The following is a 25,150-nucleotide window of genomic DNA, read 5'->3' on the forward strand; positions in this document are numbered from 1 at the left end:
CCCATCCCGCGAGCACCCCTCGCAGCAGCACCGCTTAAGACCGTGCGCGGCATATCCGCCGTCACGTTGACCGCCGCGCTGGTCGCCACCATGGCCATCGTCGGCGGGGCCCCGGCCGCGCTGGCGGCACCGGCCGATTCCGTCGTTCCCGGCGTCACCATGCCGGCAACGGACCTCACCGCCGGTCGCTACATCGTGACCCTGGCCGACGACGCCGTCGCGACCTATGACGGCGGTGTCAATGGCTACTCGGCCACCGCGCCCGGCGCCGGCGCCAAACTCGACGCGCAGAGCGGCGCGGCCGAGGAATACGCGGGATACCTCGACGAGCAGCAGCAGGAGGTCGCGGCATCCGTCGACGCCACGATCGACTACTCGTACACGCTCGCCCTGAACGGTTTCGCTGCCGACCTCAGCGCAAAGCAGGCCGCGAAGCTCTCAGCAGACAAGAGCGTTGCCTCGATCACGAAAGAAACCCTCCACCACGTCACTGCGGCTGAGCCGTCCACTGACTTCCTCGGGCTGAGCGGCGACGACGGCGTGTGGGCGGGTATCGGCGGGCCAGAGCAGGCAGGGGAGGGCGTCGTCATCGGCGTGCTCGACACCGGCATTGCGCCGGAGAACCCGTCGTTCGCCGGCGACCCGCTCGGCACAGAACCAGGCGCTGCGCCGTATCTGGACGGCGACACCATCACCTACCAGAAGGCAGACGGTAACACCTTCACCGGGGCGTGCGTGACCGGCGAACAGTTCGAGGTGGCCGACTGCAGTTCGAAGATCGTCGGTGCACGCTATTACGTCGACGGCTTCGGTGCTGACCGCATCGGCGGCGCAGACATCGGGGAGTACGCCTCCCCGCGCGACGGCGACGGCCACGGTTCCCACACGGCATCGACAGCGGGCGGCAATCACGACGTGCAGGCGAGTGTCGGCGGACTTGGCTACGGACTGATCTCCGGTGTGGCTCCGGCCGCGAAGATCTCGATGTACAAGGTCTGCTGGTCTGGTCCTGATCCGATCGGCACAGAAGACGACGGATGCGCGTCTTCCGACCTGTTGGCCGGCATCGACCAGTCGGTCGCAGACGGTGTCGACGTGATCAACTACTCGATCGGCGGCGGCGCTGCCGCCACGACGGTTTCCCCCACCGACCAGGCTTTCCTTGGCGCGGCATCCGCCGGCATCTTCGTCGCAGCATCCGCTGGCAACGCAGGGCCTGGCGCATCGACGCTCGACAACGCCTCGCCGTGGATCACCACCGTCGCAGCAAGCACCATTCCGAGTTGGGAGGCCACAGCCACCTTCGGTGACGGAACGGCGCACGCCGGGGCATCCATCACCGTCGACCGCACGCCAGAGGCTCCTGCGCTGACCGGAAATCTGGTGCGAGCCGACCTCGTTGGCGTTGCCGGGCACGATGCGGCCGACGCGCTGCTCTGCGCACCGGATTCTCTCGACCCGGCGCAGGTCGCCGGCAACATCGTGTTCTGCGAACGCGGTGTCTATGACCGAACGGCCAAGTCGGCCGAGGTCGCCAGGGCCGGTGGAATCGGCATGCTCCTCGTGAACCGCACCTCGAGCTCGATCGACACCGACCTGCACGCCGTACCGACGGTGCACCTCGACGGTCCGTATTGGGACGAGACTTACGCCTACGCGGCAACGCCGGGCGCCACGGTCACGTTCACACCGGGCAACTCGACGGACTACATTCCGCCGGTGCCGCAGGTTGCCGGCTTCTCGTCGCGCGGCCCGGTGGAAGCCGACGGCAGCGACATCCTGAAGCCAGACATCACGGCTCCCGGCGTTGCGATCCTCGCCGACGGCGCGAACGCAGAGGGTGAAGATCCGAGCTGGCAGTTCATCTCCGGCACGTCGATGGCGTCTCCGCACGTCGCCGGTCTCGCTGCCCTCTATCTGGGCGAGCGCCCGAACGCGACCCCGGCAGAGGTCAAGTCGGCCATGATGACGACGGCGTACAACACCGTCGACGCAGCAGGGGCCGAGGTCACCGACCCGTTCGCACAGGGCGCTGGGCATGCAGACCCGACCAGGTTCTTCGAACCCGGTTTGCTGTACCTGAACGACACCGATGACTGGTGGTCGTATATCCAGGGCATCGGGTACGACGTCGGGGCAGAACCGATCGACCCGAGCAACCTGAACCTGGCCTCGATAGCGATCGGTTCGCTGGTCTCGACCGAGACCGTCACCCGAACGGTCACCTCGACGCAGGCCGGCGTGTTCGAAGCTCAGCCGATCGACATGCCGGGCATCGAGGCGGTCGTCGAACCGGCGACCCTCGAGTTCGGCGCGGCTGGGGAGACCCAGAGCTACACGGTGACATTCACCAGAACGGATGCCCCGCTGAACGCGTACACGACGGGCTCGCTGGACTGGGTGAGTGGAGACACTGTGGTGCACAGCCCGATCGCCGTGCAGCCGGTTCCGCTGGTTGCTCCGCCGCTGGTCGAAGGCACCGGCGTCGACGGTTCTGCCGACGTGTCGGTCACGCCGGGTGCAACCGGCGAGATTCCGCTGAACCTCAGCGGTCTCGCTGCCGGGGTGCACCAGCCGAACCCGGCTGACCCCGCTGACCCGAACACCGGGTCTGGAACGGCCGGTGACGAGTTCACCTACGAGGTGGTGGTGCCGGACGGCACCCAGCTGGCCAGGTTCGATCTTGACGCGGTCGACGACACCACCGACCTCGACCTGATCGTCTACCAGCTCGACGGGCCAGGTGGCGCACCCGTTGCCGGGTGGCAGTCAGCGACCGGATCCGCAGACGAACGGGTCGACCTCGTCGCGCCAGAAGCGGGGTCATACCAGATCATCGCTTCGGTGTTCGGAGGCACCACCGCGTTCGACGTCGACACCTTCTCGGTGCTCGAGGGAGCCGGTGAGGGTTCCTTGACGGCAACGCCGCCGGTGATCGCCGGCGAGCAGGGGGTGCCATCCGACTACGCGCTGTCGTGGGCCGGGCTGGCACCTGACGCTTCGTATCTCGGCCTGGTTGCCTATGGCGACACGGGCGTATCCACCGTCGTTTCGGTCGAGTCCGGCGAGGCGCCGGAGCCGGAGGCGCCGGTCAACACGGTTCCTCCGGTGATCGAAGGAACGCCGGAGGTTGGCGAGACACTGACGGCGAATCCAGGGGAGTGGGACACGGCGGAGCTCGTGTTCGGCTTCCAGTGGCAGGCTGACGGCGTCGACATCGCGGGCGCGACGGCGGCGACATACACGCCGGTCGAAGCCGATGCCGGTGCCACCCTCACGGTGGTCGTGACCGCGGCGAAGGATGGGCTGCCATCTGGCACGGCGACCTCGGCCGGTGTCGTGGTGAAGCACGAAGCCACGGTGAGCCTCTCACTGAACAAGTGGCTGGCGTTCTCGTGGCAGAAGGTCAAGGCCACGGTGCAGGTCGAGAGCGACGGCGACGTCTCCGGCCCGGCGACCGTCGTCGTGGACGGGGAGAGCTACGACGTGGTGCTCGATGCGAACGGCAAGGGGAAGGTGACCCTTCCGCCGCAGGAGCGCGGCTTCCACCGCGTGGTCGCGGAGTTCGCGGGCAGTGACACGGTCGCCCCGGCGACCAGCCGGGCGACGCTGCTCTGGGTGATCCTCTAACCCAGTACAGGTCACCCCGTACAGCGGAGGGGCGCAGGATGCATCGCATCCTGCGCCCCTCCTTCGTGCCCGTCGCGAGGGGACGCAAAATGCTGCATTTCGGCTCGATTCAGAGCACTTTGCGACCCCTCACGGTTGACTTGGCTGGAGCCTGTGGATAACTTCCGCGCCCGCGGACGGTGATGGTGCACTCTGGACGCGTGAATCCCCTTGAGCCCCTGCCGCGCGGCCTGTACACCGGCGCATTCACCACTGGCGCATTCACCACCAGGGAAGCCGCAGCCAGGGGCGTCGGCAAGGGCAGGCTTCGCGGACGAGACCTGCAGAAGCCGTTCCACGGAATCCGTTCGGTAGTGCCGCTTGTTGCAGTGACCGACCGAGCGAGAGCGTTGCAGTTACGGATGCCGCCTGGCGCATTCTTCAGCGGCGTGACGGCGGCCCTGATCATGGGTATTCCGCTCCCGCTGAGGCTCAGCAAGGCGGTGGAGCTCCACATCGGTGTTGCGGCACCGATGCGCGCGTGCCGTGTGGTGGGAGCTGTGGGCCACAAGCTGCAGTTGAGTCCGAGCGATCTGCGCGACTGGGGTGGTCTGCGCGTGACCACGTTGGCCAGAACGTGGTGCGACCTCGCATCCGTGCTCGACCTAGAGGACCTGGTCGCTGCCGGCGACTACATCATCCACCACCGACAGCCGCTGGCCAGCCGCGAGGAACTGGCCGCCGCGGTGGCCGCCCACCCAGGCCGTCGGGGCCGAGCGCGTCTACTCGAGGCACTGGACCTTCTTGACGATCGAGCGGATTCTCCGCCGGAGTCGGTCATTCGCGTCACGATCGTGCGCGCCGGGATCTCCGGTCTCCACGCCAACTATCCGATCTGGGACGCTCGCGGCGTCAAGATTGCTTCGGCGGACCTCTGCTTTCCCGCACATCGGGTGATCTTCGAATACCAGGGCGATTATCACCGCACAGAGCCCGAACGGTGGCGGAAGGATCGAACGAGAATCGCCCGGCTGGCCGCCGCTGGCTGGCATGTCATAGAGATTGCCGCTGACGAACTGCGCGACCGTCACGTGCTGCTCCAGCTGATCCGTGACGCTCTGGCCCTGTATCCGGCGGCGCTGCACCGCTGAGGGGACGCAAAGTGCTCTCTTTTGGGCCGAAACCGCGCACTTTGTGACCCCTCACGACAGCTCGGGCGGTCGAGAGGTGAGGCTCGAGGCGGGAGGTCACGGCACGGTAAAACGGGCAGCGGGGGTTGCGCTGAATTAATTCGTAAGCTTTACTAACAAACAGGACGGCAACGGATGCCCAGCGACGGGTTCACTCTCGTGCTCTACGCACCACCGCGAAGTTGCTGCCCGGCCCGCGGAGTTCGACGCAGAACTCATCGAAGCCTCACAACTCGCAGGTCACGTAACGTCCCGTTCGCACCATGGGTGCCAGCAATTCCGTTGACACCATCGATTGAGAAAGGAAACAACGCTCATGAAGAAACTCCCTCTTGTCGCACTCGGCGCGGTTGCCGTACTGGCACTGGCCGGATGTGCAGCCGGAACCAATGCCGCGTCTGGCGAGGATGCCGGTGACGGCGCAGAGATCCGCGTCTGGCTGGTCGGCACCGATACCCCGGATGCCGCGCGCGAGTACCTGAAGACCACCTTCGAGGAAGGGAACCCGGGCAGCACCCTCACCATCGAAGAGCAGTCCTGGACCGGCCTGGTCGACAAGCTGACCACCAACCTCTCCGGCAGTGACAGCCCGGACGTGGTCGAGGTCGGCAACACCCAGGCATCCGCGTTCACCTCCGCAGGCGCGTTCCTCGACCTCACCGACAAGTACGAGGCGCTCGGCGGCGACGACCTGCTGCCCGGCTTCGTCGAGGCCGGCACCTACGATGACAAGTTCTATGCCGCGCCCCTCTACTCCGGCGCGCGCCTGGTGTTCTACAACAAGGAGGCCGCCACCGCCGCAGGCCTGGGTGTGCCGGCCACACTCGACGAGTACATCGCCGGGGGCGAGGCCCTTGCGGCGGCCAACCCCGGCAAGTCGGGCATCTGGTGGCCTGGGCAGGACTGGTACAACGCCCTCCCCTATATCTGGGAGAACGGCGGAGAGATTGCCGTGCCAGACGGCGAGGAGTGGGATGCGCAGCTGTCGTCCGCTGAATCCATGGCCGGGCTCGAGCAGGTGCAGCAGGTCATGACCACCGCATCGGCCGCGCCGAAGGATGGTCAGGAGACCAACCCGCAGGTCGGCTTCTGCGACGGCACCACGCTCCAGCTGTCCGCTCCCAGTTGGGTGAAGTGGTCGATCCTGGCGCCGGCGGATGCCGAGACGCCCGGCTGCCCAGAGCAGGAAGCCAACCTCGGCGTCTATGCCCTGCCGGGCATCGACGGCGGCGCGGCCCAGGTCTTCGCCGGTGGATCGAATGTCGCGGTGTCAGCGAAGTCGGCACACCCCGAACTGGCCACCAAGGCGCTGGAGATCATCCTGAGCGACGAGTTCCAAACCATCTACGGTGAGAACGGCCTGGTGCCGGCCAAGCTGTCGCTCGCCAGCACGCTCGGCACCGACGAGGTGGCCCTCGCGACCACCGAAGCCGCAGGCAACGCCAAGCTCACTCCGGCATCGCCGAAGTGGGCAGACGTGGAGGCCAGCGGCCTGTTGACCGACCTGTTCGTGAAGATCGCGCAGGGCGGCGACGTGGAGCAGCTCGCCACCGAAGCCGACGAGAAGATCGAGTCGATCCTGAACGGTTAGGAGAACGGATGCCCGGCCGAGCTGGCTCGGCCGGGCATCCGTCACCCTGTCTTTCTGCCCGGAGTCACCGATCCATCCTGGAGTCATGATGACCTCGCTCACCTCCGCACATGAGGCTGCGCCCAGCGCCGTTACCGACGAGCGCATCATCGCTCCCGAGCCGCCGCCGGCGCGTTCGGGTCGGCGAAAGCGCGCCGGCGGACTCACGCCGTACATGCTGCTCGTGCCGTCGGTTGCCGTGCTCGCGGCCATCATCGGCTGGCCGTTGATCCAGCTGTTCATCATGTCGTTCCAGGACTTCGGCCGCGCCCAGGTGTTCGGGGCGCCAGCGCCGTTCATCGGGCTTGACAACTACGCGAAGATCCTCATCGACGAGGCGTTCTGGCAGGTGCTGCTGCGCAGCTTCGCCTTCTGTGCAGTCTGTGTGGTGGCGACCATGATTCTTGGCACCCTGATCGCCCTCATGATGATGCGCTTGGGCAGGTTCTTTCGGCTCCTGCTTTCGGTCGGGCTGCTCCTGGCCTGGGCGATGCCTGCCCTCACCGCGACCATCGTCTGGGGCTGGATCTTCGACACCGACTACGGCGTCGTCAACAACGTTCTGGTGAACGCCTTCGGCCTCGATTTCGTTCAGCACTCCTGGCTGATCAACCCGCTCAGCTTCTTCTTCGTCGCGGCCATCATCGTCATCTGGGGTGCGGTGCCGTTCGTCGCGTTCACCGTCTACGCCGGCCTCACCCAGGTGCCGGACGAAGTGCTCGAGGCCTCGCAGCTCGACGGCGCGAACTCCTTCGCCCGGTTTCGCCTGATCATCTATCCGTACCTCAAATCGATCTTCCTGGTGGTCATCATCCTGCAGGTGATCTGGGACCTGCGGGTCTTCACCCAGATCTTCGCTCTGCAGGGCATCGGCGGAATCAAAGACCAGACCAACACCCTCGGCACCTACATCTACCAGGTGTCGATCGGCACCGGGCAGTACGGCATCGGCGGCGCGATCGCGGTCATCACGGTGATCATCATGATGGCGATCTCGCTCTATTACGTGCGCCAGAGCATCAAGGACGAGGAGCTGTGATGACTGCCACTTCCACCCGGCGTGCCCCTGCGGCATCCGTCGCCCGCCCGCGTCGGTACAAGGCTCGCAGGCGCTGGTCGAGCGCACTGCTGAGCGTGCTCGCCGTCGTGATCTTCCTGGCCAGCGTGTTCCCCGTCTACTGGATGGTGAACACGTCATTCCAGCCGAACAATGAGATTCGCGGGTCTGTGCTGCACTTCTGGCCAGACAACTTCACGCTGCGCAACTACGAGACCGTGCTGTTCGATCCCGGTCGTACCCCGTTCCTGCCCGCGCTCGGCAACTCGCTCATTGTCACGATCCTGACCGTGGCCATCGCACTCGTCTTCGCGTTCCTCGCCTCCCTCGCTGTGACCAGGTTCCGGTTCCGCAGCAGGAAGGGGTTCATTCTCGCCATCCTGATCGTGCAGATGATCCCAGCGGAGGCCATGATCGTCTCCACCTATCGGGTGCTCGATGACTGGAGCCTGCTGAACACCATCGCCGGCCTGACCTTCGTCTATGTGGCGACGGTGCTGCCGTTCACGATCTGGACCCTCAGGGGCTTCGTCAACGGTGTGCCGGCCGACCTCGAGGAGGCAGGCATGATCGACGGGCTCAGTCGAACCGGGGCGTTTTGGCGCATCACCTTCCCCCTGCTCGCGCCCGGGCTGGTGGCTACCGGGGTGTTCGGGTTCATTCAGGCCTGGAACGAGTTCCTCCTCGCTCTCGTCGTGAACTCCCGGCCGGAGATGATGACACTGCCGGTGTGGCTCCGCACCTTCCAGACGCTGACAGGCACTACCAACTGGGCGGCGATCATGGCAGGCTCGACGCTGATGGCCATCCCGGTGATTATCTTCTTCCTCATTGTTCAGGGACGTATGACCAGTGGACTCGTGGCCGGCGCGGTGAAGGGATGAGCGGTGAAGGGATGAGCGGTGCGGGGATGAGTGGTGAGGGGATGAGTGCAGGGGAGGCCGAGGTCGATCCGGCAGCTCTGCGCCGGCAGATCGCCACCACCCTGATGCCCGGTTTTGCCGGAACGACCCTGCCTGAATGGCTGGCACAGCGACTGCGTGACGGGCTCGGTGCCGTGTGCATCTTCGGCCCGAACATCGTCTCCTGGGCTCAGCTTCGCGACCTGACCGACGACATCCGTGCCGCCAACCCGCTTGCTGTCATTGCGATCGACGAGGAGGGTGGCGATGTCACCCGGCTCTATTACGATTCGGGATCGCCGTACCCCGGGAACGCGATACTCGGGCGGCTGGATGACATCGGCCGCACAAAGGAGATCGGTAGAATGGTCGGCTGGGAGTTGCGCGCGGCCGGGTGCACGATGACGTTCGCGCCGGATGTCGACATCAACTCGAACCCGGACAACCCGGTGATCGGGGTGCGCAGTTTCGGCACAGTCGCCGAGCGAGTGGGCGCGCACGGCGCGGCCTGGGTCAGCGGTCTGCAGTCCACCGGCATCGCGGCAAGCCCGAAGCACTTTCCAGGTCATGGCGACACCGCGCAGGACTCGCACCTCGCTGTTCCGATCGTCGATGTCGGCCTTGATGAGCTGCGGTTGCGTGAGTTGTTGCCGTTTCGCGCGGCCATCGCCGCCGGCGCGAAGACCGTGATGACCTCCCACATCCTGCTTCCGCGGATCGACCAGGTGAACCCGGCCACTCTGTCGCGGAGGATCGTTCAGGGACTCCTTCGCGACGAGCTCGGTTTCGACGGAGTCATCGTGACCGACGCCCTCGACATGACGGGGGCGAGCGGCGTGCTCGGAATTGCTGGGGCGGCCGCGACCGCCCTCGCGGCGGGGTGCGACCTCCTCTGTATAGGCACGGCGAACACGGATGCGCAGCTGCACGAGATCGAGGAGCGGGTGCTCGCGGCCATCGATGCCGGTGAACTCACCAGGGCACGGGTGGCCGAGGCGGCCGGCCGCGTTTTGGCCCTCGCCGAGGATTCTGCTGCAGCGGCGATTCGCATTCCCATTCCGGAATACATCAAGAATGACGAGCCAGAATTCGACCTCGGCCAGATATCGGCGACGTTCGAGGTCGGTGAACGGGGAAATGCGTGGCTCGCGGATCCGCCGCGCACCTGCTCCGTCATCCGTTTGGATACTGTGGCCAACATCGCCGTCGGCGGTGCACCGTGGGGGCCGTTCGCCGAACTCGTGGCCAACCCGACCTCACAGATCGCCGAGGAGTGGGGAGATCGCCCGATTGTCGCTTGCACGGGTCGCTCAGACAGCGACGTGGTACTTGCGTCGTTTGCCCCGGTGCTCGTCGTCGGCAAAGACAACCACCGTCATGCCTGGGCGAGTGAACTCATCGATCGGCTCCGCGCCGAGGGGCGCGAGGTGCTCGTCGTCGACATGGGCTGGCCGAGCGACGACCGCGCCTACGCCGACATCGCCACCTTCGGGGCCTCACGCCTGGTCGGGCGCTCCTTGCTCAACCTGCTGTCCTCGCGCTGAGGCGACGGCGGCGCGCACCTCTTCGGCGATGAGGTCGGCATTGATGGTGGCGCCGGCCTTCAGCCCGGCAGCGGCGGACGTGACCACCTGCGCCATGAGGTCGGTGACGTTGCCCACCGCCCAGACACCAGGAACCGCGGTCTGGCCCACCTCGTCGGATTCCACGTGCGTGCCGACCCCGAACGGGTGCGCTGTGGCTTCCAAACCGAGGTCGGTCAGCACACCGGCGCGAGCCGTGAAAGTAGGAGCAACGACGAGCGCGTCGATCTGGTGCTCTGTTCCGTCCTCCATCAACACGCCGGTGAGTGCGTCGCGCGTGACGGTCAGCGATTCGACGCGGCCGCTGACCACACGGATGCCGCGCGCGGCCAGTTCTTCGAGCTCCTCAGCAGACGGCTCAGGGGCGGCGTGGAGGAAGAACGTGACGCTCTGGCTCAACTGACGGAACAGCTGGGCCTGGTGCATGGCCATCGGTCCGGTGGCGAGAATACCGATGGAACGGCCCCGCACTTCCCAGCCATGGCAGTAGGGGCAGTGCAACACGTCGTTGCCCCAGCGCTCTGTGAGGCCGAGGATGTCGGGAAGCTCGTCGACGAGGCCGGTTGCCACGAGGAGTCGGCGGCCCTGTACGGAGGTGCCGTCATCGAGAATCACCCGGAAGCCGTCATCCCTTCGACTCGCGGCCGTCGCCGTCGCCTCGACCAGGTGTGCGCCATAGGTCGCGGCCTCAGCGCGGCCGGTGGCCAGCAACTCGGCGGGACTCACGCCGTCGCGAGTGAGGAAGTTGTGCACTCCGGCGGCCGGCGCGTTCCGGGGCCTGCCTGAGTCGATTATCAGGACGGAGCGACTGGATCGACCGAGTGCAATGGCAGCGCTCAGCCCGGCCGGGCCGCCGCCGATGATGATCACGTCGTAAATGGTGTCGCCGCTTGGGGTATTCATGTCTTCATGTTCCAGCTGTCGAGTATCGTTTGGCAAGCCCACTTGCTGATGTGGCAAACTGTGATCATGGACGAATCCACAGAGGAAGTTCTCACCCTTGTCGGCACGAGGCTCAAAGCCCTCCGGCTGAACCGAAAGGCGACGCTGGGCGACATCTCTGCTTCGACTGGCATCTCGGTGAGCACACTGTCACGACTGGAGTCTGGGCAGCGCCGCCCCAACCTGGAGTTGCTCCTGCCGCTTGCGCGCATCTATCGGGTTCCGCTCGATGACCTGGTCGGGGCGCCGGCGACGGGCGATCCGCGGATTCATCTGAAGCCTGTGGTGCATCACGGGATGACGATCGTGCCCTTGAGTCGCGGATCGCAGGGGCTCCAGGCGTTCAAGCATGTCATCGCCGCCGGCACCCCGGTCGGGGAGCCGAACCCGCAGACGCACGAAGGCTACGAGTGGATGTATGTGATTCGCGGTCGCCTGCGGCTGGTGCTCGGAGAGCACGATTTTGTCCTGACCGCCGGTGAGGCCGCGGAGTTCGACACGCACACGCCGCACTGGTTCGGCAGGGCAGGATCCGGGGACGTCGAGTTCCTCAGTCTGTTCGGTCGCCAAGGCGAACGGGTGCATGTTCGCGCGCGTCCGAACCGGCCAGGCGGGTGACGTGAAGCCGAACGAGGCGCTCAGCCTGCCTGCCTGCCGCGGGTCACCGAAGCGGCGATCAGGGCGGGAGGCACGTTTGCCTTCGGCCGTGACTGCCGCTCGATGACCAACGCCGTGAGGACGCCATCGTGCTCGGGGCCTTTCATGCAGCGGCATTGACAGGGGTGAACGCAGATCCGGATACTACATTGGGCGCTCCGCGAGCTCTCGTGCGATTAGTGCCGGACCAGCTCAGACGCGCGCTCGAACTCGATCCAGCGCTGCAGACCATCGACCCGGAACTCGACAGTGACCTGATTCTGGCCACAATCAGCGGGCTGAGCCAGGGCATGCTTCCCGGTCACTACTCTGCGGATACCGCCATCCGACTCATCGACCGCGTCCTTGATCGGTTGCTTGGAACGGCTGTTCCACCTCACCCCGCTGAGGCGACAAGCCGCGACCATGGTCGGGGCCCGTCGAGCCGAGCGTGAGCCCCGATCTACCGGTGGGGCGGTGGCGAAGTGATCGAATGTGATTGAAACCAGTAGGATTCTTGCAGCGACAATCGTTGTCGCCTCGTTGGGAGCGTGTAGTGGCTGAAGTCGTCATCGTTGAAAACGCCGCCGCGGCGGGGGAGCTCGTCGCGGAATCGCTGCGCAGCCTCATTGAAGCCAGGCCGGATGCCGTACTCGGGCTGGCAACGGGATCGACGCCGCTTCCCGTCTACAGCGCGCTGGCGGCATCCGTTCATCGCACCCCGCTCGACGTCACGCTCGTTCGCGGCTTCGCGCTCGATGAATACGTCGGGCTGCCAGAGGGCCACCCACAGAGTTATCGGGCCGTGATCACCCGCGACGTCGTCGAGCCGATCGGTCTCACCCCGCAGAACATCCAGGTGCCAAACGGCAATCTCGAGACCATCGAGTCGGCGGGTCGCGATTACGAGCAGGCGATCCTGGATGCCGGTGGTGTCGACGTGCAGATCCTCGGCATCGGCCGCACAGGGCACATCGGCTTCAATGAGCCGGGCTCCTCGTTTGCGTCGCTGACCCGCGTCAAGACGCTCACAGAAGAGACCAGAGCCGACAACGCGCGGTTCTTCTCATCGCCTGATGACGTTCCGATGCACTGCATCACCCAGGGGCTCGGCACGATCCGCCGGGCCAGGCACCTGGTGCTGCTCGCGTTCGGCGAGGCGAAGGCGGATGCTGTTGCCGCGGCTGTCGAAGGACCGATGACGGCGAGTGCTCCCGGCTCGGCAATTCAGTTGCATCCACACGTGACCGTCGTCATCGACGAGGCGGCCGCGAGCCGGCTTGCGAACCTCGATTACTACCGTCACGCCTGGGCGAACAAGCCGGCCTGGCAGGGCATCTGAGAACCCGGAAGCGTCTCAGCTGAGTTCTCTGCGCCCGGAGATCACTCCGCTGGCGGTGGCGACAACCGCGAAGACGACGGCGACGATGGGCTGGCCGAGGTCCCACCAGGCCAGGGCTGCAGCGCCGAAGACGAAAATCTCGATGATGGCCTTGCCGAATGGGTCGAGCCGGAAGACAGCCTTGGGAGAGCGGAACAGCGCCCAGACCAGGATGGCCAGTACCGGCGCGCCGATGCCGATGAGGACACCGGGCCAGGGGAGCGGCCACGCCAGGAAACCCCAGAGGCCGAGGCTCACGAACGCGAACAGTTCGAGCACAAATCTCAGGATGTCGTTCGGGCCGATCTTCACTTCTTCACGCTGGCTCGTCACCGCCCAAGTCTACCCGGGCACTGGCTACTTGAAGATGATGGTGCGGGCGCCGTCTTGCAGCACCCGGTTCTCTGCGAACCACTTGACCGCCTGGCTGAGCGTGCGGCTCTCCTCGTCTTGCCCGATCGCCACCAGTTCGCTCGCCGTGCGGGAGTGGTCAACGCGCACCACGTTCTGCTCGATGATCGGGCCCTCGTCGAGGTCGCTGGTCACGAAGTGCGCCGTCGCCCCGATCAGCTTCACCCCGCGGGCGTGCGCCTGCTTGTACGGGTTCGCCCCCTTGAACCCCGGCAGGAACGAGTGGTGGATGTTGATCGCCATGCCCTCGAGCCGCGCACACAGTTCCGGCGAGAGGATCTGCATGTACCGCGCCAGCACCACCAGCTCGATGTCGTGCTTCTCGACCGCCTCAACCACGCGGGCCTCGAAGGCTGACTTGCTCGCGGCATCCGTTATCGGCAACGACTCGAACGGCACGCTGTAGAAGCCCACCAGGTCGCGCAGCGTTCCGTGATTGCTGAGCACCAGGGGAATCTGTACCGGCAGCTGCCCTGCCCGCTGGCGGAACAACAGGTCATTGACGCAGTGCCCGGCTGTGGAGGCCAGAACAAGCGTGCGCAGCGGCCTGCCGACGACGTCGACGATGGCATGCATGCCATAGCGCGCGATCACCGGGTCGAGGGCCGACTGGATCTCATCGCGGCCAGCCGGTGATTCCACCTGAAGGCGGATGAAGAACCGGCCGGTGTCAGCGCTGGAGAACTGCTGGCTCTCGGTGATGTTGCCGCGGGCCGATACGATCGCGCCGCTCACCGCGTGCACGATGCCCGGCTGGTCTGGGCACACCAGTGAGATCACCCAGTGGTGCAGCGCCTCGTGCGGTGCGGAAGGAGTCATCCGCCCAGAATACCGGGAGCCGGACGCAGGCCGGACCCCGGGCGTATGCCGGAGGCAGGGTGTTCATCTAGACTGGGCGACGGTCGATGGATCAACATCGGCCCCGGGCGCGCACGCTGGCGCGAAGTCGATCCCGTACCTGCTCCCAATTGAGTGAGCGGCGGATCCGCCGTCCGTGAGCGTTCATCATGTCAAAAGCTGTGTCACAGCATCCCGCCACAACGTCGAAGCCTTTTCCCTGGCTCGGCCTGATCACCCTGTCGGCGGCCGTGTTCCTCTCGGTCACCTCGGAGATGTTGCCGACCGGTCTGCTGCCGGATATGAGCGAATCCCTGGGGGTCAGCGAGTCTCAAGTCGGACTGCTCGTGACCTGGTTCGCTTTCACGGTCGTGCTCACCAGCACCGCCCTGACCCACCTCACCAGACGGATGCCGCGGCACGGCCTGGTCGTCGGGGTGCTCATCGTCTTCGCGATCAGCAACGTGCTCACCGCCATCGCACCGAGTTACGAATTCGTCATCGCCTCCCGCGTCGTCGGCGGCATGGCCCACGGGCTGTTCTGGGCCGTCGTCGGTGCATACGCTGCTCATCTCGTCCCCAAGGAGCAGATCGGCCGGGCTGTCTCCATCACCATCGCAGGCGGAACCCTGGCCTTCGTCTTCGGTGTTCCGATCGCGACTGCGGCCGGGCATGTCCTCGGATGGCAGCTGTCGTTCGTGATGCTCGCGGTTCTCATGCTGATCGGGGCGCTCCTGGTGTGGCGGTTCCTGCCACCGGTCGACCACTATGGAGCAGCGGCACCGAATACGACGACGGGTGCCATAGCGGTGGGCCCGGCCGCGGCAGGCTCCCGCCGAGACCCGACCATCACGGCCGTCGCGCTGATCTGCTGCATTACCGGTCTCATTATGGTCGGTCACTACACCTTCTACACCTACGTTGCGCCCTTCCTCATCGACGGCCTCGGCGCCCCGACCGCCGCGGTGGCTCCGCTGCTGTTCGCGTACGGGGTCGCCGGGGCCGGCGGGCTGGTCATCGCCGGCACGGTCTTCGGGCCGCGGCCTCAGTTGGGACTCGTGGTCGCGATTGTGGTCAGTGCGATCGGCGTCGCAGCCCTTGCCGTCTTCACGGCGAATCTCCCGGTCGCTATCGTGGCGTTCATGCTCTGGGGACTTGCCTTCGGGGCACTGCCGCCGTTGTTGCAGACGCGGTTGCTGCACGCAGCATCCGTGCGCATCCGTGACACCGCCAGCGCGTTCTACACGACCGCGTTCAACCTCGGAATCGGCGGAGGCGCGCTGCTCGGAGCGGTGCTGCTCGATGCCGTCGGTCTGGAGATCGTGCCGTTCGTCTACCTCGGAATCCTGGTCGTGGCACTCGCGCTCGTTCTGGTGACAGACGTCCTCATCCGCCGCCGCGCCAGGCTCTGACCCCGAGGCGGTCTCGATTCGACACGGTCGTGTTCACAACCGCTGTAATTTTCGCCTGAGGGCCCTGAATCGAGCCGATTTCGCTGTCCCGGCCGAATATTCCAGCAGTTGTGTACCGCGTGCCGCGAGCGAGCGCGACTCAGGTGAGCAGAGCGCCGGCGGCGAAGACCGCCTGCACGGTGAGATCGTCGTCGAGGAGAACGGCGTCGGCCGCATAGCCGACCGCGAGCAGACCGAGATCGTGGCTGCGCCCGACGGCCCTGGCCGGTGTCTCGGTGACGGCGGTGACGGCATCCTCGATCCGCACCCCAACGTCGGCGACAGCTCGCCGCAGCGCAACGTCGAGGGTGAGCGTCGAGCCCGCGATCGACCCGCCGTCGGTGAGCCGGGCAACACCATCGGTGACGGTGACGGAGAGGGTTCCGAGGTCGTAGAGCCCGTCTGCCGCTCCGGTCGCCGCCATCGCATCGGACACCAGCGCGATGCGCCCCGGTGCACCCGCGAACGCCAGGCGCACCACCTCAGGGTGCACGTGCACGCCGTCATTGATGACCTCGAGGATCACCCCGGGAAAACGGGTTGCGGCCGCAACCGGGCCAGGCGCACGATGATGGATGCCGCGCATGCCGTTGAAGGCATGCGTCAGTATCGATGCCCCAGCCTCGAACGCTCGCAGGGTGGTTTCATAGTCTGCGGCGCTGTGTCCGACAGCCACGGCGACACCTGCACCCGTGAAAGCAGCGATCGCCTCCTCGGCTCCTGGCAGTTCCGGTGCGAGAGTCACCTGGCAGATTCGCCCGCGTCCGGCATCGAGCAACCTCCTCACCGAATCGGCGTCCGGCGCTCGCAGCAGGGCAGGATCATGCGCACCGCGGAAGGTGTCGTCGAGGAACGGGCCCTCGAGGTGCGCTCCCAGCACCAGCTGGTCGCTCTCCGCGACATCGGCGATGACGGCCAGCCGCGCTTCGAGATCGGCCTGGCTCGCGGTAACCAGCGAGAGAACCGATCGCGTGCTGCCATGCCTGCGATGCACCGCCAGTGCGGTACGGATGCCGTCGGCCCCGTCGTCGAACGCGGCACCGCCTGCCCCGTGGCAATGAATGTCGATGAATCCGGGGGTGAGCCAACGGCCAGCAGCATCCGTTATCGTGCCTGAACCGCGCGTGCCCACATCGGCCACGTCGCGCCATCCGTCGCCGATGCCCACCCGTGAAACGGTGTCGCCGTCGAAGGCCACCCAGGCGTCGGCGGTGACGGTGCCGGCCGAGACGAGACGGGCGGAGTGGATCACGCTCTGCGGTGCCATCAGCCGACGATCACTTCGATGTCGTTGTCGGCGAACGCCGAGAGCTGGTCTGCCGTGATTCCGTCATCGGTGATGAGCATGCCGAAGAGGCCGGAACCGCCCATGGCAGCGAACGCGGTGCGGCCGATCTTGCTGGAATCCGCCACCACGATCGCGCGGGTGGCCCTGCGGGCCATCAAGATATTGACAGCGGCCTCCCTCTCGTCGTGCACGGTGGCGCCGAGCACCGGATCGATGCCGTTCACGCCGAGGAAGGCGATGTCCATGGTGATCCTCTCGAGGACGACGTCGCTGTACGGCCCCACGAGCTCATAGGAGCGCGGGTGGACGACGCCGCCCGTCACGACGGTCTTGATCTGGGGCCGCATCGCGAGTTGTGCAGCGATGTTGATGGCGTTGGTGACGACTGTCAGCGTGAAGTGCGGCGAGGCCTCCATGATGTCCGGTCGTGCACTAAGGGCGGTCGCTATCGCGGTACTCGTCGTGCCGCCGCACAAGCCGATGACGGCGCCACGCGGCACCAGCGCGCTCGCCGCGAGCGCGATCTGCTGCTTCTCTGGCGCGTGCTGTTCTCGCTTGTAGCGGATGGGCAGGTCATAGGCCACGGACTGACCGATAGCCCCTCCGCGGGTGCGGGTGAGCAGCTGCTGGCTCGCCAGGTGGTCGAGGTCCCTGCGCGCGGTGGCGGCGGAGACGCCGAGTTTGGTGATGATGTCGTCGACGTCGAGCTGGCCGGTCTCGGACAGGAGGTCGAGCACGGAGTTCAGGCGCTCAGCACGATTCATGCGGCTCCCTTGTCGGTGGACGGTGCGCTCTCCGCCTGCCGGGTTTCGCCAGTGACACCGGGACCACCGACCGTGTCGCGCGCCCGGAGAGCAGCGCCGATCAGCCCGGCATTCTGGCCGATCCGCGCCGGGAGGAGCACTGGCCGGCGGTGAAAGCTGAGTAGCTCGTCGACGCGGTGCCGGAGCGGCGTGAACAGTGCGTCCCCCGCTTGCGCGAGACCGCCTCCTATCACGACGGCCTCTGGCGCAAGGAAGGCCGTCAACTGGGCGATGCTGACGGCGAGGGAGTCAAGCGCGCTCTCCCAGACCTGGGTGGCAGCGTCGTCGCCGACCTGCGCGCGGGCGAGCACGTCACGGGCGCCATCGGGCCGGATGCCGGTGAGCGACTGGTAGCGGCGCGCGATCGCCCCGGCCGATGCGATGGTTTCGAGGCAGCCCCGTGCGCCGCAGCTGCACGGGAAGCCGTTGGGATCGACGATCGCATGGCCGATCTCCCCAGCGTATCCGTGTGCGATGTGAGCGCGGCCGTCGATGAATATGGAGCCGGCGAGGCCGGTGCCGATCACGATCACCACGACGTCTCGGTATGGCTGCGCAGCACCCAGCCGGAACTCGGCTTCGCCGGCAGCACGAACATCATGCGAGAACGACGCCGGGAGCCCGAGGCGTGCCTGGACGAGTTGCTTGAACGGCACATCCTTCCAGTCGAGGTTCGCCGCCTGGAGCGCGATGCCGAGATCGTCATCGACGAGTCCGGGCGCGATCAGTCCTGCGGCCACAGGGTCGACGGACGGGAAGTCGATGGCGTAGCGCGCGGTGAGCTCCTGCACGAGATCCAGCACGGCGTTCGCCGTCTCTCCGGCGTGATGCGGAGTCTGCGTGCGCTTCAGTCCGAGCATCCGTCCGGCGTCGTCGAAGAGTGCGGATTTTGTATCGGTGCCGCCGACATCGAAGGCGACAACGGCTTGCCCGGGGCCGAGGAGCGGCGTGTGGTCATCGTCGGTGACGGGCGTAGCAGCTTCGGTCACGAGACGAGAGCGCTCCCTGTGATTGTTTGTGATCGGTACGCAGAACTAATCAGCATGTTAGCTCAAAGCCGGTGAACTCATTGTGAATCGCCAGCGAGCCGTGCGGCATCTCGGAGTGCGGTGATGCCGTTGGTGATCTGTTGGAACGTATCCTCGTCGACGGGGATGCCGGCGCGCTCGAGCCCCAGCACCGCTGCACCCGCGATACCGTCTGGGACGGTGATCGGCGGGGCGCCCTCACGTATGCTCCTGGCGAATGGACCGCCTGGCAAGGCGAGCAGCAGCCCACTCGACACGCTGCCTCCGAGCACCAGCGGCCCATCGACAGCGGGGTCTCTGACCGAACTCAGAGTGTCGACCAGTGCGGCCGCAGCGTCGACGAGGATGGAGCGTGCGACCTCGTCGTCGCGGGCCTGGAAGGCAAGTGGGGCGAAACGGGACAGCTCGGCCGGTCGCATCGCGTACAGTGCGCCCAGGAGTTGCAGGAGGACGACTGGGCGCTCGTCTCGGTGCTCGGCCAGCGCTGGGAGTTGCAGCGCTGGGAGTTGCAGTGCGGCCAGGAGTAGATCGGTGAGTGCGGTTTGTGGTGCGCGGCCGTCGAGGTATGCGGTGACCGCACTGGCCACTCGATGACCGATCCAGTACCCGGAGCCGGCGTCACCGAGAAGCCAGCCCAGGCCGTCGGAGACAGCGGCGAGCCTGCGGTCTTCGATTCGGGCTGCCACCGCGCCCGTGCCGGCGACGAGGACGTAGCCATCCGGCGCGAGCGCTCCGGAACAGTACGTGGCCAGGACGTCTGGCACGATCTCCACAGGTCCGCGCAGGCCGAGCGGGGCGAGCGCCCTGCTGATCTGCTCCAGGGGAGCGTTCAGGCCTGCACCGGCCATCGCGACCACCGCCGAGGTGAACTGATCGGGTTCGGCTCCGTTCTGTGACCCTGCCCCCATGGCCGCGCGCGCACGCTGTGTGGCGGAAGCCAACGAGGCCATTGCCGCATCGATTCCACCCGAGACCGGGTTGCCGCTTGAGGCCAGTCCGAGTCCGAGGCAGCGTCCGGACCGGTCAACGATCACCGCTCGCGTGGTGGTACCACCCGCGTCGATTGCCAGGACTGTGCACATCGTTACCGTTTCGTGTTCCGTGTAATGTGAACACACTGTAACGTAAGAATTGTTTTCAGATTCACTCCAATGAAGGAGAAACGGATTCCCGTGAGTGCCACTGCCATGCGAACTTTCACCAGGGAACCCGCCATCGGCGTCATCAACCGGATCAAGGCTCGGCTTCCGGAAATGTCCGGAACGATGAGAAAGATCGCGGCCTTCCTTCTGGAGAACCCGCTGGCTCCCCTCGAGGGGTCGATCGGCGACCTGGCAAGGAGTTCTGGCACCTCCGCAGCAACCGTCACTCGTTTCTGCCGGCTGATCGGTTACCCCGGTTACGCCTCGTTCCGGGTCAGCATCGCAACCGAAGTCGGGCGCACGTCGGCCCAGGACACCTGGACCACCGACATCGGTCGCGCATTCGGCGCTGATGACCCGGCGTCAGAGGTGCTGAGCACCCTGATGAATGCGCACATTCGCTCGCTGCAGGAAACCGCCTCGATCATGGATCTTCCGCTCATGAAGGAGATCTCCCGGCGCATTGCGTCCAGTACCCATGTCGACATCTATGGCGTCGGCGGGAGCGCCGTCCTGGCCGGAGAGTTGCAGGCGCGCCTGTATAGGATCGGCATCAATTCCCATTATTGGGCGGAGGTGCACGCGGGCCTGACCAGTGCGGCCATTCAGGATGCCGGCTGCGTGGCCATCGGCATCTCCAACACCGGTCGTACCAAAGAGACCGTGCAGATGTTGAGCCAGGCCCATCGTGCCGGGGCGTTCACCGTTGCCATCAGCAACAATCCGACCTCGGCGCTGGTCGAGGTTGCCGACTGCCAGATCATCACCTCGGTATTCGAGCGTTTTCTCCAGCCAGACGACCTCTCGGCCAAGCATGTGCAGTTGATGGTGTTGGATCTTCTCTACCTGTTGATCGCACAGGAGGACTTCGGGCGGACGACCACCAACCTGGCGGCGTCGGCCATGGCTGTGTCGGATCACCGGCAGCCGGGCCGAACCCGGGACACAGCGCGCGAACGGGCCGGCGCGGTGTCGCCGGCCAGGGAACGAATCTAGGAGATCATGTCGAACATCGCATCCGCGTCTGCCCTTGCAGAGCAGTACACCACCGAGGTCACCGCACGAATTGAGGCGCTGGCCGCCGGTGCGCGCTCTGGGGCATTCGATGCCGCGGTCGACCTGCTGGTCACTGCGATAGAGAACGGCGGCGTGATCCAGGCATTCGGCACCGGCCACTCCGAAGCATTCGCCATGGAGATCGCCGGGCGGGCCGGTGGACTAATCCCGACCAACAAGATCGCCCTGCGTGACGTCGTGCTGCGCGGGAGCCTCGGTGTCGACTCCCTGGGAGGCTCGGAGCTCGAACGGAACGGCGGGGTGGTTGGTGAACTTCTCGACATCTCGCCGATTGGAGCAGAGGACGTCTTCATCATCGCCTCGAATTCCGGCGTCAACGGTTCCGTCGTTGGGCTGGCGCTCCTGGCGCAGGAGCGCGGACACAAGGTGATCGCTGTGACGAGCCTCCAGCACACCAACCAGGTTGAGCCCAAACATCCCAGTGGCAAGCGCCTGAGCGAGGTGGCCGATGTCGTGATCGACAACACGGCCCCGTTCGGCGACGTCACTCTCGAACTTCCGGGCGGCGTCGGCGTCGGCGCGGTGTCATCGATCACCTCTGCGTTCATCGCGCAGCTCCTGACGATGGAAACCGCGCGGCGATTGGCGGAGGCCGGAAGAACACCGCCGCTGTACATCTCAGCCAATATCCCCGGCGGCGATGAACACAACCGCTCACTCGAAGATCTGTACCGCAACAAGATCAGGCGCGATGCCTGATGACAACCAATGACGGAGGTCAGTAAAAATGGAAATTCAGAGCAAGCCGCTGGTGCGGCGAGACTTTCTCCGAGGCGCACTCGTCACAGCGGTGATGATCCCGCTCGGCGCGGCACTCACGTCGTGCGTCGGCGGGGGCGGCGGAGGCGCCACCGGTGGGGCGACGGGCACGGTATCGGCGACGAATCCGTTCGGCATGGTGGACAAGTCAACGGTAGACGCCGTGATCTTCAAGGGTGGCTACGGCATCGACTACGCGACGTTCGCCGGCAAGCAGGTCGAAAAGGCGCAGGCCGGTTCGACCGTCGACGTCACGGCCCAGACGAACATCGCGCAGACCCTGCAGCCTCGTTTCGTTGCCGGAGACCCGCCGGATGTCATCGATAACAGCGGGGCCAACCTCATCGGCATCAACACCATCAGGGATCAGCTGGAAGACCTCACGTCGGTCGTCGAAGCCGAGAACTACGAGGGGAAGGTCATCAAGGACACCCTGTACCCCGGCGTCATCGAGCCAGGCACGTTCGACGGCAAGTTCGTGCAGTTGAACTACGTGCTGACGGTCTACGCGATGTGGTACTCGGCCTCCCTGTTCGAGGCGAACGGATGGACCGTGCCGAAGACCTGGGACGAGATGCTGGATCTCGGCGCAAAGGCACAGGCCGCAGGGAAGTACCTGCTCGGCTGGGGCAAGGAAGCCGCGACCTACTACCAGACCATGACCATCAGCTCTGCAATCAAGGAGGGCGGCGACGAGGTGCGTCTCGCCCTGGGCAACCTCGAACCTGACTGCTGGTCTTCGGCGCCGGTGCAGGGCGCGTTCACCGGACTGAAGAAGATCATCGACGCCGGCTACATGAAGCCTGGAGGAGCCGGAACGCAGTTCACTGCCGCGCAGGCACAGTGGAGCAACACGGAAGAATTCGTCCTGTACCCGTCTGGAGGCTGGATCGAGAACGAGATGAAGAGCCAGACCAAAGAAGGGTTCGAGATGACCGGGGCGCCGGAACCGACGGTGACCAGCGGCTCGAAGCTCCCGTGGGAGGCGCTCCACAGCACGGCCGGTGAGGGATACATCGTGCCATCCAAGGCGAAGAACGCCGCCGGTGGCAAGGAGTTCCTGCGGGCCATGCTCTCCCAGGAGGCGGCGGTCAACTTCGCGAAGTCCACCTTCTCGTCGACCATCGTCAAGGACACGATCCCGGCAGACGGCTTCGGATCGACGGCGCTGGTGTCACAGGTCGCGATGCTCGACGCGGCCGGTTCTGACGTCTTCTCCTGGAACTTCGTCGACCTCTATGGGATGAACACCGACCAGCTGGTGGTGTGGAACACCTTCCTTCAGGGCGGATCCGATGTTGCAACGCTGACCGCTGACCTTCAGGCCATCACCGACAAGGTGGCGGGCGACTCGGCCATCAAGAAGGTCACCGTTAAGTGACAGTTGTCAACGCGCAGGTTGCCCCGGGTGGCGGTCGAACGACCGCCACCCGGCGGTGGACCCGTAAAGACCTGACCTTCGACAAGATCAGCTTCATGGTGGTCTGTCTCGTCGTCCCGCTCGTCGTCTACATCGTCTTCGTCGTCTCGCCCTTCGTGCAGGCGGCTTATTACTCGCTGACGGACTGGTCGGGGTTCACCTCTGGCATGAACTTCATCGGTGTTTCCAACTACGTGAAGCTCTTCCAGGACGCCACCTTCCTCAAATCGGTCGGGAACAGCGTCACGCTTGCGCTCGTTTTGCCAATCGTCACCCTGGGGGTGGCGCTCATATTTGCGACCCTCGTCACGATCGGCGGACCGAGTAGCGGCGCCATCCGAGGCCTCCGCAATGCCAGCTTCTACCGCGTCATCTCGTTCTTCCCCTACGTCATTCCGGCGATTGTGATCGGTTTGATCTGGGCCCAGGTCTACGACCCGAACATCGGAATCCTGAATGGGCTGCTGACCGGTATCGGACTCGACCAGTTCGAGGCGTTCGCCTGGCTCGGCAATGTCGAGACGGCAATGCCGGCGGTCATGTTCGTCATCGTGTGGAGCCTCATCGGCTTTTACATGGTGCTGTTCATCGCCGCCATCAAGGGCATTCCTGCCGAAATCTACGAAGCGGCGAGAATCGATGGCGCCGGCCGGCTGCGCACCGCGCTGACCATCACGATTCCACTCATCAGGGACAACATCCAGACCGCGTACATCTACATGGGTATCCTGGCCCTTGACGCCTTCGTCTACATGGCCGCACTCGAGTCGGGCGGAGGTCCGGCCAACTCCACCCTCGTGATGTCCCAGCAGCTGTTCACCACCGCTTTCACGAAAGGACAGTTCGGTTACGCCTGTGCCATGGGCGTCATCCTCGCACTGGTCACCCTCCTGTTCGCCGGTGTCGTGTTCCTGGTGAGCAGACTCACCGGCGGAAGCAATGAGGTGGCCGAATGACGAACACGACCGTTGACCCAGCCACCAGCGACCGCCGCGACTCGGGCAGGACGAACCCGTCGAACAAGCAGACGTCGACGGCGGGCGACAAAGTCGTCGGCAGTGTTTCGCACACTGTCCTCACGATCTGGTCGATCATTGTCATCCTCCCCATGCTGTGGGTCCTGTTGTCGTCGTTCAAGACCACAACCGAGATCTTCGCGTCGCCATTCGCGCTGCCGGAGGAGTGGAGCTTCAACAACTACGTGAACGCCTGGACGACATCCGGAATCGGGAGCTTCTTCTCCAACACGATCATCGTCGTATTCGGCGCGTTGATCCTCACCATGCTGTTCGGTTCGATGTCGGCTTATGTCCTGGCGCGATTCCAGTTTCCGGGAAGCCGGGCGATCTACTACCTGATGCTCGCCGGCCTGACCTTCCCGATCTTCCTCGCCATCGTTCCGTTGTTCTTCGTGCTCCAGAGCACGGGATTGCTCAATACCCTTCTGGGGATGATCATCACCTATACGGCGTTCGCCTTTCCGTTCACCGTGTTCTTCCTGTTCTCGTTCTTCAAATCCCTGTCGACGTCAATCGCAGAAGCGGCAGCCATCGACGGCGCCGGTGAATGGCGTACGTTCTTCCAGGTGATGTTGCCGATGGCCAGGCCGGGGCTCGCGACGGTGGCGATCCTGAACTTCGTCGGGCTGTGGAACCAGTTCCTGCTGCCCATCGCCCTTAACACGAATCCAGACAACTACGTGCTGACCCAGGGCATGGCGCAGTTCGCGGCGCAGGCGGGATACTCGATCGATGCCGGTGCCCTGTTTGCGGCCGTCATCATCACCGTCATTCCCGTGCTGATCGTCTACCTGATCTTCCAGCGCCAGCTGCAGGGTTCTGTTTCGCAGGGAACCAACAAGTAACTCGAGGACAACGGACGGTTGTGCCACGGTTGTTGCGACACTCGAGAGACGTGCCGTGCGCGTGACGGATGTTGTGAGGCACGCGTCAAGAATCGGGTTTAGACAGGTGGTTACATAACCTGCTATCGTAACTGGAACCG

At 65.3% G+C, this 25,150-nt stretch carries 22 protein-coding genes; 15 read left to right on the forward strand and 7 right to left on the reverse strand.

Annotated elements, in window-relative coordinates; genetic code table 11:
* Positions 1 to 42 precede the first annotated feature (42 nt).
* From K323_RS26300 to K323_RS0114570, 6 genes are all read left to right on the forward strand, one after another.
* Complete coding sequence (locus tag K323_RS26300) at positions 43 to 3,630, forward strand: S8 family serine peptidase (RefSeq protein WP_022886009.1); 3,588 nt, start codon at positions 43 to 45, stop codon at positions 3,628 to 3,630.
* A 200-nt stretch (positions 3,631 to 3,830) separates the two neighbouring features.
* Positions 3,831 to 4,760 carry a hypothetical protein gene (locus K323_RS26305; RefSeq protein ID WP_157509451.1) on the forward strand — a complete coding sequence of 310 codons (930 nt, stop codon included), beginning with the start codon at positions 3,831 to 3,833 and terminating at the stop codon, positions 4,758 to 4,760.
* A 355-nt stretch (positions 4,761 to 5,115) separates the two neighbouring features.
* Positions 5,116 to 6,390: an extracellular solute-binding protein gene (locus tag K323_RS0114555; RefSeq protein ID WP_022886011.1), complete on the forward strand. Its 1,275-nt coding sequence runs from the start codon at positions 5,116 to 5,118 to the stop codon at positions 6,388 to 6,390.
* An 85-nt stretch (positions 6,391 to 6,475) separates the two neighbouring features.
* Positions 6,476 to 7,468 (forward strand): carbohydrate ABC transporter permease, encoded by a 993-nt coding sequence (locus tag K323_RS0114560; RefSeq protein ID WP_022886012.1) that lies wholly within the window; start codon positions 6,476 to 6,478, stop codon positions 7,466 to 7,468.
* Positions 7,468 to 8,370, forward strand: coding sequence for a carbohydrate ABC transporter permease (locus K323_RS0114565; protein ID WP_022886013.1), 903 nt, complete (start codon positions 7,468 to 7,470; stop codon positions 8,368 to 8,370). Before K323_RS0114560 ends, K323_RS0114565 begins: the two co-directional genes overlap by 1 nt.
* The gene (locus K323_RS0114570) at positions 8,367 to 9,932 is read left to right on the forward strand and encodes a glycoside hydrolase family 3 protein (protein ID WP_245570993.1); all 1,566 of its coding nucleotides are present in this window, start codon (positions 8,367 to 8,369) and stop codon (positions 9,930 to 9,932) included. The genes K323_RS0114565 and K323_RS0114570 overlap by 4 nt, the downstream gene beginning before the upstream one ends.
* On the opposite strand, the gene K323_RS26310 is transcribed toward K323_RS0114570, so the two are convergent.
* Complete coding sequence (locus tag K323_RS26310; RefSeq protein ID WP_022886015.1) at positions 9,885 to 10,874, reverse strand: NAD(P)/FAD-dependent oxidoreductase; 990 nt, start codon at positions 10,872 to 10,874, stop codon at positions 9,885 to 9,887. The two genes, K323_RS0114570 and K323_RS26310, sit on opposite strands and share 48 nt — an antisense overlap.
* A gap of 66 nt (positions 10,875 to 10,940) precedes the next feature.
* Between K323_RS26310 and K323_RS0114580 the strand changes: the two genes are divergently transcribed.
* The 3 genes from K323_RS0114580 (at position 10,941) to K323_RS0114595 (ending at position 12,891) form a co-directional block, all read left to right on the forward strand.
* Positions 10,941 to 11,531, forward strand: coding sequence for a helix-turn-helix domain-containing protein (locus tag K323_RS0114580; RefSeq protein WP_026851681.1), 591 nt, complete (start codon positions 10,941 to 10,943; stop codon positions 11,529 to 11,531).
* A 218-nt stretch (positions 11,532 to 11,749) separates the two neighbouring features.
* Positions 11,750 to 12,004 (forward strand): hypothetical protein, encoded by a 255-nt coding sequence (locus K323_RS28965; RefSeq protein WP_051147374.1) that lies wholly within the window; start codon positions 11,750 to 11,752, stop codon positions 12,002 to 12,004.
* 101 nt (positions 12,005 to 12,105) lie between these two features.
* Positions 12,106 to 12,891 carry a glucosamine-6-phosphate deaminase gene (locus tag K323_RS0114595; protein ID WP_022886019.1) on the forward strand — a complete coding sequence of 262 codons (786 nt, stop codon included), beginning with the start codon at positions 12,106 to 12,108 and terminating at the stop codon, positions 12,889 to 12,891.
* A gap of 15 nt (positions 12,892 to 12,906) precedes the next feature.
* Here K323_RS0114595 and K323_RS0114600 read toward each other — a convergent pair whose 3' ends face one another.
* Together K323_RS0114600 and purU are read right to left on the reverse strand one after the other, a co-directional pair.
* Positions 12,907 to 13,263, reverse strand: a complete 357-nt coding sequence (locus tag K323_RS0114600) for a YrdB family protein (RefSeq protein ID WP_022886020.1) — start codon at positions 13,261 to 13,263, stop codon at positions 12,907 to 12,909.
* Positions 13,264 to 13,287: 24 nt separating this feature from the next.
* Complete coding sequence (gene purU, locus K323_RS0114605; RefSeq protein ID WP_022886021.1) at positions 13,288 to 14,160, reverse strand: formyltetrahydrofolate deformylase; 873 nt, start codon at positions 14,158 to 14,160, stop codon at positions 13,288 to 13,290.
* A 188-nt stretch (positions 14,161 to 14,348) separates the two neighbouring features.
* Here purU and K323_RS26320 point away from each other — a divergent pair, with 188 nt between their 5' ends.
* The gene (locus tag K323_RS26320) at positions 14,349 to 15,590 is read left to right on the forward strand and encodes an MFS transporter (protein ID WP_051147375.1); all 1,242 of its coding nucleotides are present in this window, start codon (positions 14,349 to 14,351) and stop codon (positions 15,588 to 15,590) included.
* Between the two features lie 139 nt (positions 15,591 to 15,729).
* On the opposite strand, the gene K323_RS0114615 is transcribed toward K323_RS26320, so the two are convergent.
* The 4 genes from K323_RS0114615 to K323_RS28970 all read right to left on the reverse strand — a co-directional run bounded on the left by K323_RS0114615 (position 15,730) and on the right by K323_RS28970 (position 19,830).
* Positions 15,730 to 16,896: an N-acetylglucosamine-6-phosphate deacetylase gene (locus K323_RS0114615; protein ID WP_022886023.1), complete on the reverse strand. Its 1,167-nt coding sequence runs from the start codon at positions 16,894 to 16,896 to the stop codon at positions 15,730 to 15,732.
* Positions 16,896 to 17,681: a DeoR/GlpR family DNA-binding transcription regulator gene (locus K323_RS0114620; RefSeq protein ID WP_022886024.1), complete on the reverse strand. Its 786-nt coding sequence runs from the start codon at positions 17,679 to 17,681 to the stop codon at positions 16,896 to 16,898. The genes K323_RS0114615 and K323_RS0114620 overlap by 1 nt, the downstream gene beginning before the upstream one ends.
* Positions 17,678 to 18,709 (reverse strand): ROK family protein, encoded by a 1,032-nt coding sequence (locus K323_RS26325; RefSeq protein ID WP_022886025.1) that lies wholly within the window; start codon positions 18,707 to 18,709, stop codon positions 17,678 to 17,680. The genes K323_RS0114620 and K323_RS26325 overlap by 4 nt, the downstream gene beginning before the upstream one ends.
* Positions 18,710 to 18,786: 77 nt before the next feature.
* Positions 18,787 to 19,830, reverse strand: coding sequence for an N-acetylglucosamine kinase (locus K323_RS28970; protein ID WP_022886026.1), 1,044 nt, complete (start codon positions 19,828 to 19,830; stop codon positions 18,787 to 18,789).
* Between the two features lie 69 nt (positions 19,831 to 19,899).
* Between K323_RS28970 and K323_RS26335 the strand changes: the two genes are divergently transcribed.
* Genes K323_RS26335 through K323_RS0114655 form a run of 5 tightly spaced genes read left to right on the forward strand, consistent with a single transcriptional unit; the run spans position 19,900 to position 25,010 of the window.
* On the forward strand, positions 19,900 to 20,886 hold the full coding sequence (locus K323_RS26335; protein ID WP_022886027.1) for a MurR/RpiR family transcriptional regulator: 987 nt from the start codon (positions 19,900 to 19,902) through the stop codon (positions 20,884 to 20,886).
* Positions 20,887 to 20,892: 6 nt separating this feature from the next.
* Positions 20,893 to 21,666, forward strand: a complete 774-nt coding sequence (locus K323_RS0114640; protein WP_022886028.1) for a sugar isomerase domain-containing protein — start codon at positions 20,893 to 20,895, stop codon at positions 21,664 to 21,666.
* A gap of 28 nt (positions 21,667 to 21,694) precedes the next feature.
* Entirely contained in the window at positions 21,695 to 23,107 is a 1,413-nt protein-coding gene (gene ngcE, locus K323_RS0114645; RefSeq protein WP_022886029.1) for an N-acetylglucosamine/diacetylchitobiose ABC transporter substrate-binding protein, read from the forward strand.
* Entirely contained in the window at positions 23,104 to 24,102 is a 999-nt protein-coding gene (locus K323_RS0114650; RefSeq protein ID WP_022886030.1) for a carbohydrate ABC transporter permease, read from the forward strand. Before ngcE ends, K323_RS0114650 begins: the two co-directional genes overlap by 4 nt.
* Positions 24,099 to 25,010 (forward strand): carbohydrate ABC transporter permease, encoded by a 912-nt coding sequence (locus tag K323_RS0114655; RefSeq protein ID WP_022886031.1) that lies wholly within the window; start codon positions 24,099 to 24,101, stop codon positions 25,008 to 25,010. Before K323_RS0114650 ends, K323_RS0114655 begins: the two co-directional genes overlap by 4 nt.
* Positions 25,011 to 25,150: the final 140 nt, after the last annotated feature.

It is taken from the genome of Glaciibacter superstes DSM 21135, from assembly GCF_000421145.1.
GTDB lineage: Bacteria > Actinomycetota > Actinomycetes > Actinomycetales > Microbacteriaceae > Cryobacterium > Cryobacterium superstes.

What these genes read in the sequence shown, in the direction of transcription:
- K323_RS0114555 (WP_022886011.1), top strand. Translation starts at nt 5,116, where the DNA reads ATGAAGAAACTCCCTCTTGTCGCACTCGGCGCGGTTGCCGTACTGGCA.
- K323_RS0114560 (WP_022886012.1), top strand. Translation starts at nt 6,476, where the DNA reads ATGATGACCTCGCTCACCTCCGCACATGAGGCTGCGCCCAGCGCCGTT.
- K323_RS0114565 (WP_022886013.1), top strand. Translation starts at nt 7,468, where the DNA reads ATGACTGCCACTTCCACCCGGCGTGCCCCTGCGGCATCCGTCGCCCGC.
- K323_RS0114570 (WP_245570993.1), top strand. Translation starts at nt 8,367, where the DNA reads ATGAGCGGTGAAGGGATGAGCGGTGCGGGGATGAGTGGTGAGGGGATG.
- K323_RS26310 (WP_022886015.1), bottom strand. Translation starts at nt 10,874, where the DNA reads ATGAATACCCCAAGCGGCGACACCATTTACGACGTGATCATCATCGGC.
- K323_RS0114580 (WP_026851681.1), top strand. Translation starts at nt 10,941, where the DNA reads ATGGACGAATCCACAGAGGAAGTTCTCACCCTTGTCGGCACGAGGCTC.
- purU (WP_022886021.1), bottom strand. Translation starts at nt 14,160, where the DNA reads ATGACTCCTTCCGCACCGCACGAGGCGCTGCACCACTGGGTGATCTCA.
- K323_RS26320 (WP_051147375.1), top strand. Translation starts at nt 14,349, where the DNA reads ATGTCAAAAGCTGTGTCACAGCATCCCGCCACAACGTCGAAGCCTTTT.
- K323_RS0114615 (WP_022886023.1), bottom strand. Translation starts at nt 16,896, where the DNA reads ATGGCACCGCAGAGCGTGATCCACTCCGCCCGTCTCGTCTCGGCCGGC.
- K323_RS0114620 (WP_022886024.1), bottom strand. Translation starts at nt 17,681, where the DNA reads ATGAATCGTGCTGAGCGCCTGAACTCCGTGCTCGACCTCCTGTCCGAG.
- K323_RS28970 (WP_022886026.1), bottom strand. Translation starts at nt 19,830, where the DNA reads ATGTGCACAGTCCTGGCAATCGACGCGGGTGGTACCACCACGCGAGCG.
- K323_RS26335 (WP_022886027.1), top strand. Translation starts at nt 19,900, where the DNA reads ATGAAGGAGAAACGGATTCCCGTGAGTGCCACTGCCATGCGAACTTTC.
- K323_RS0114640 (WP_022886028.1), top strand. Translation starts at nt 20,893, where the DNA reads ATGTCGAACATCGCATCCGCGTCTGCCCTTGCAGAGCAGTACACCACC.
- ngcE (WP_022886029.1), top strand. Translation starts at nt 21,695, where the DNA reads ATGGAAATTCAGAGCAAGCCGCTGGTGCGGCGAGACTTTCTCCGAGGC.
- K323_RS0114655 (WP_022886031.1), top strand. Translation starts at nt 24,099, where the DNA reads ATGACGAACACGACCGTTGACCCAGCCACCAGCGACCGCCGCGACTCG.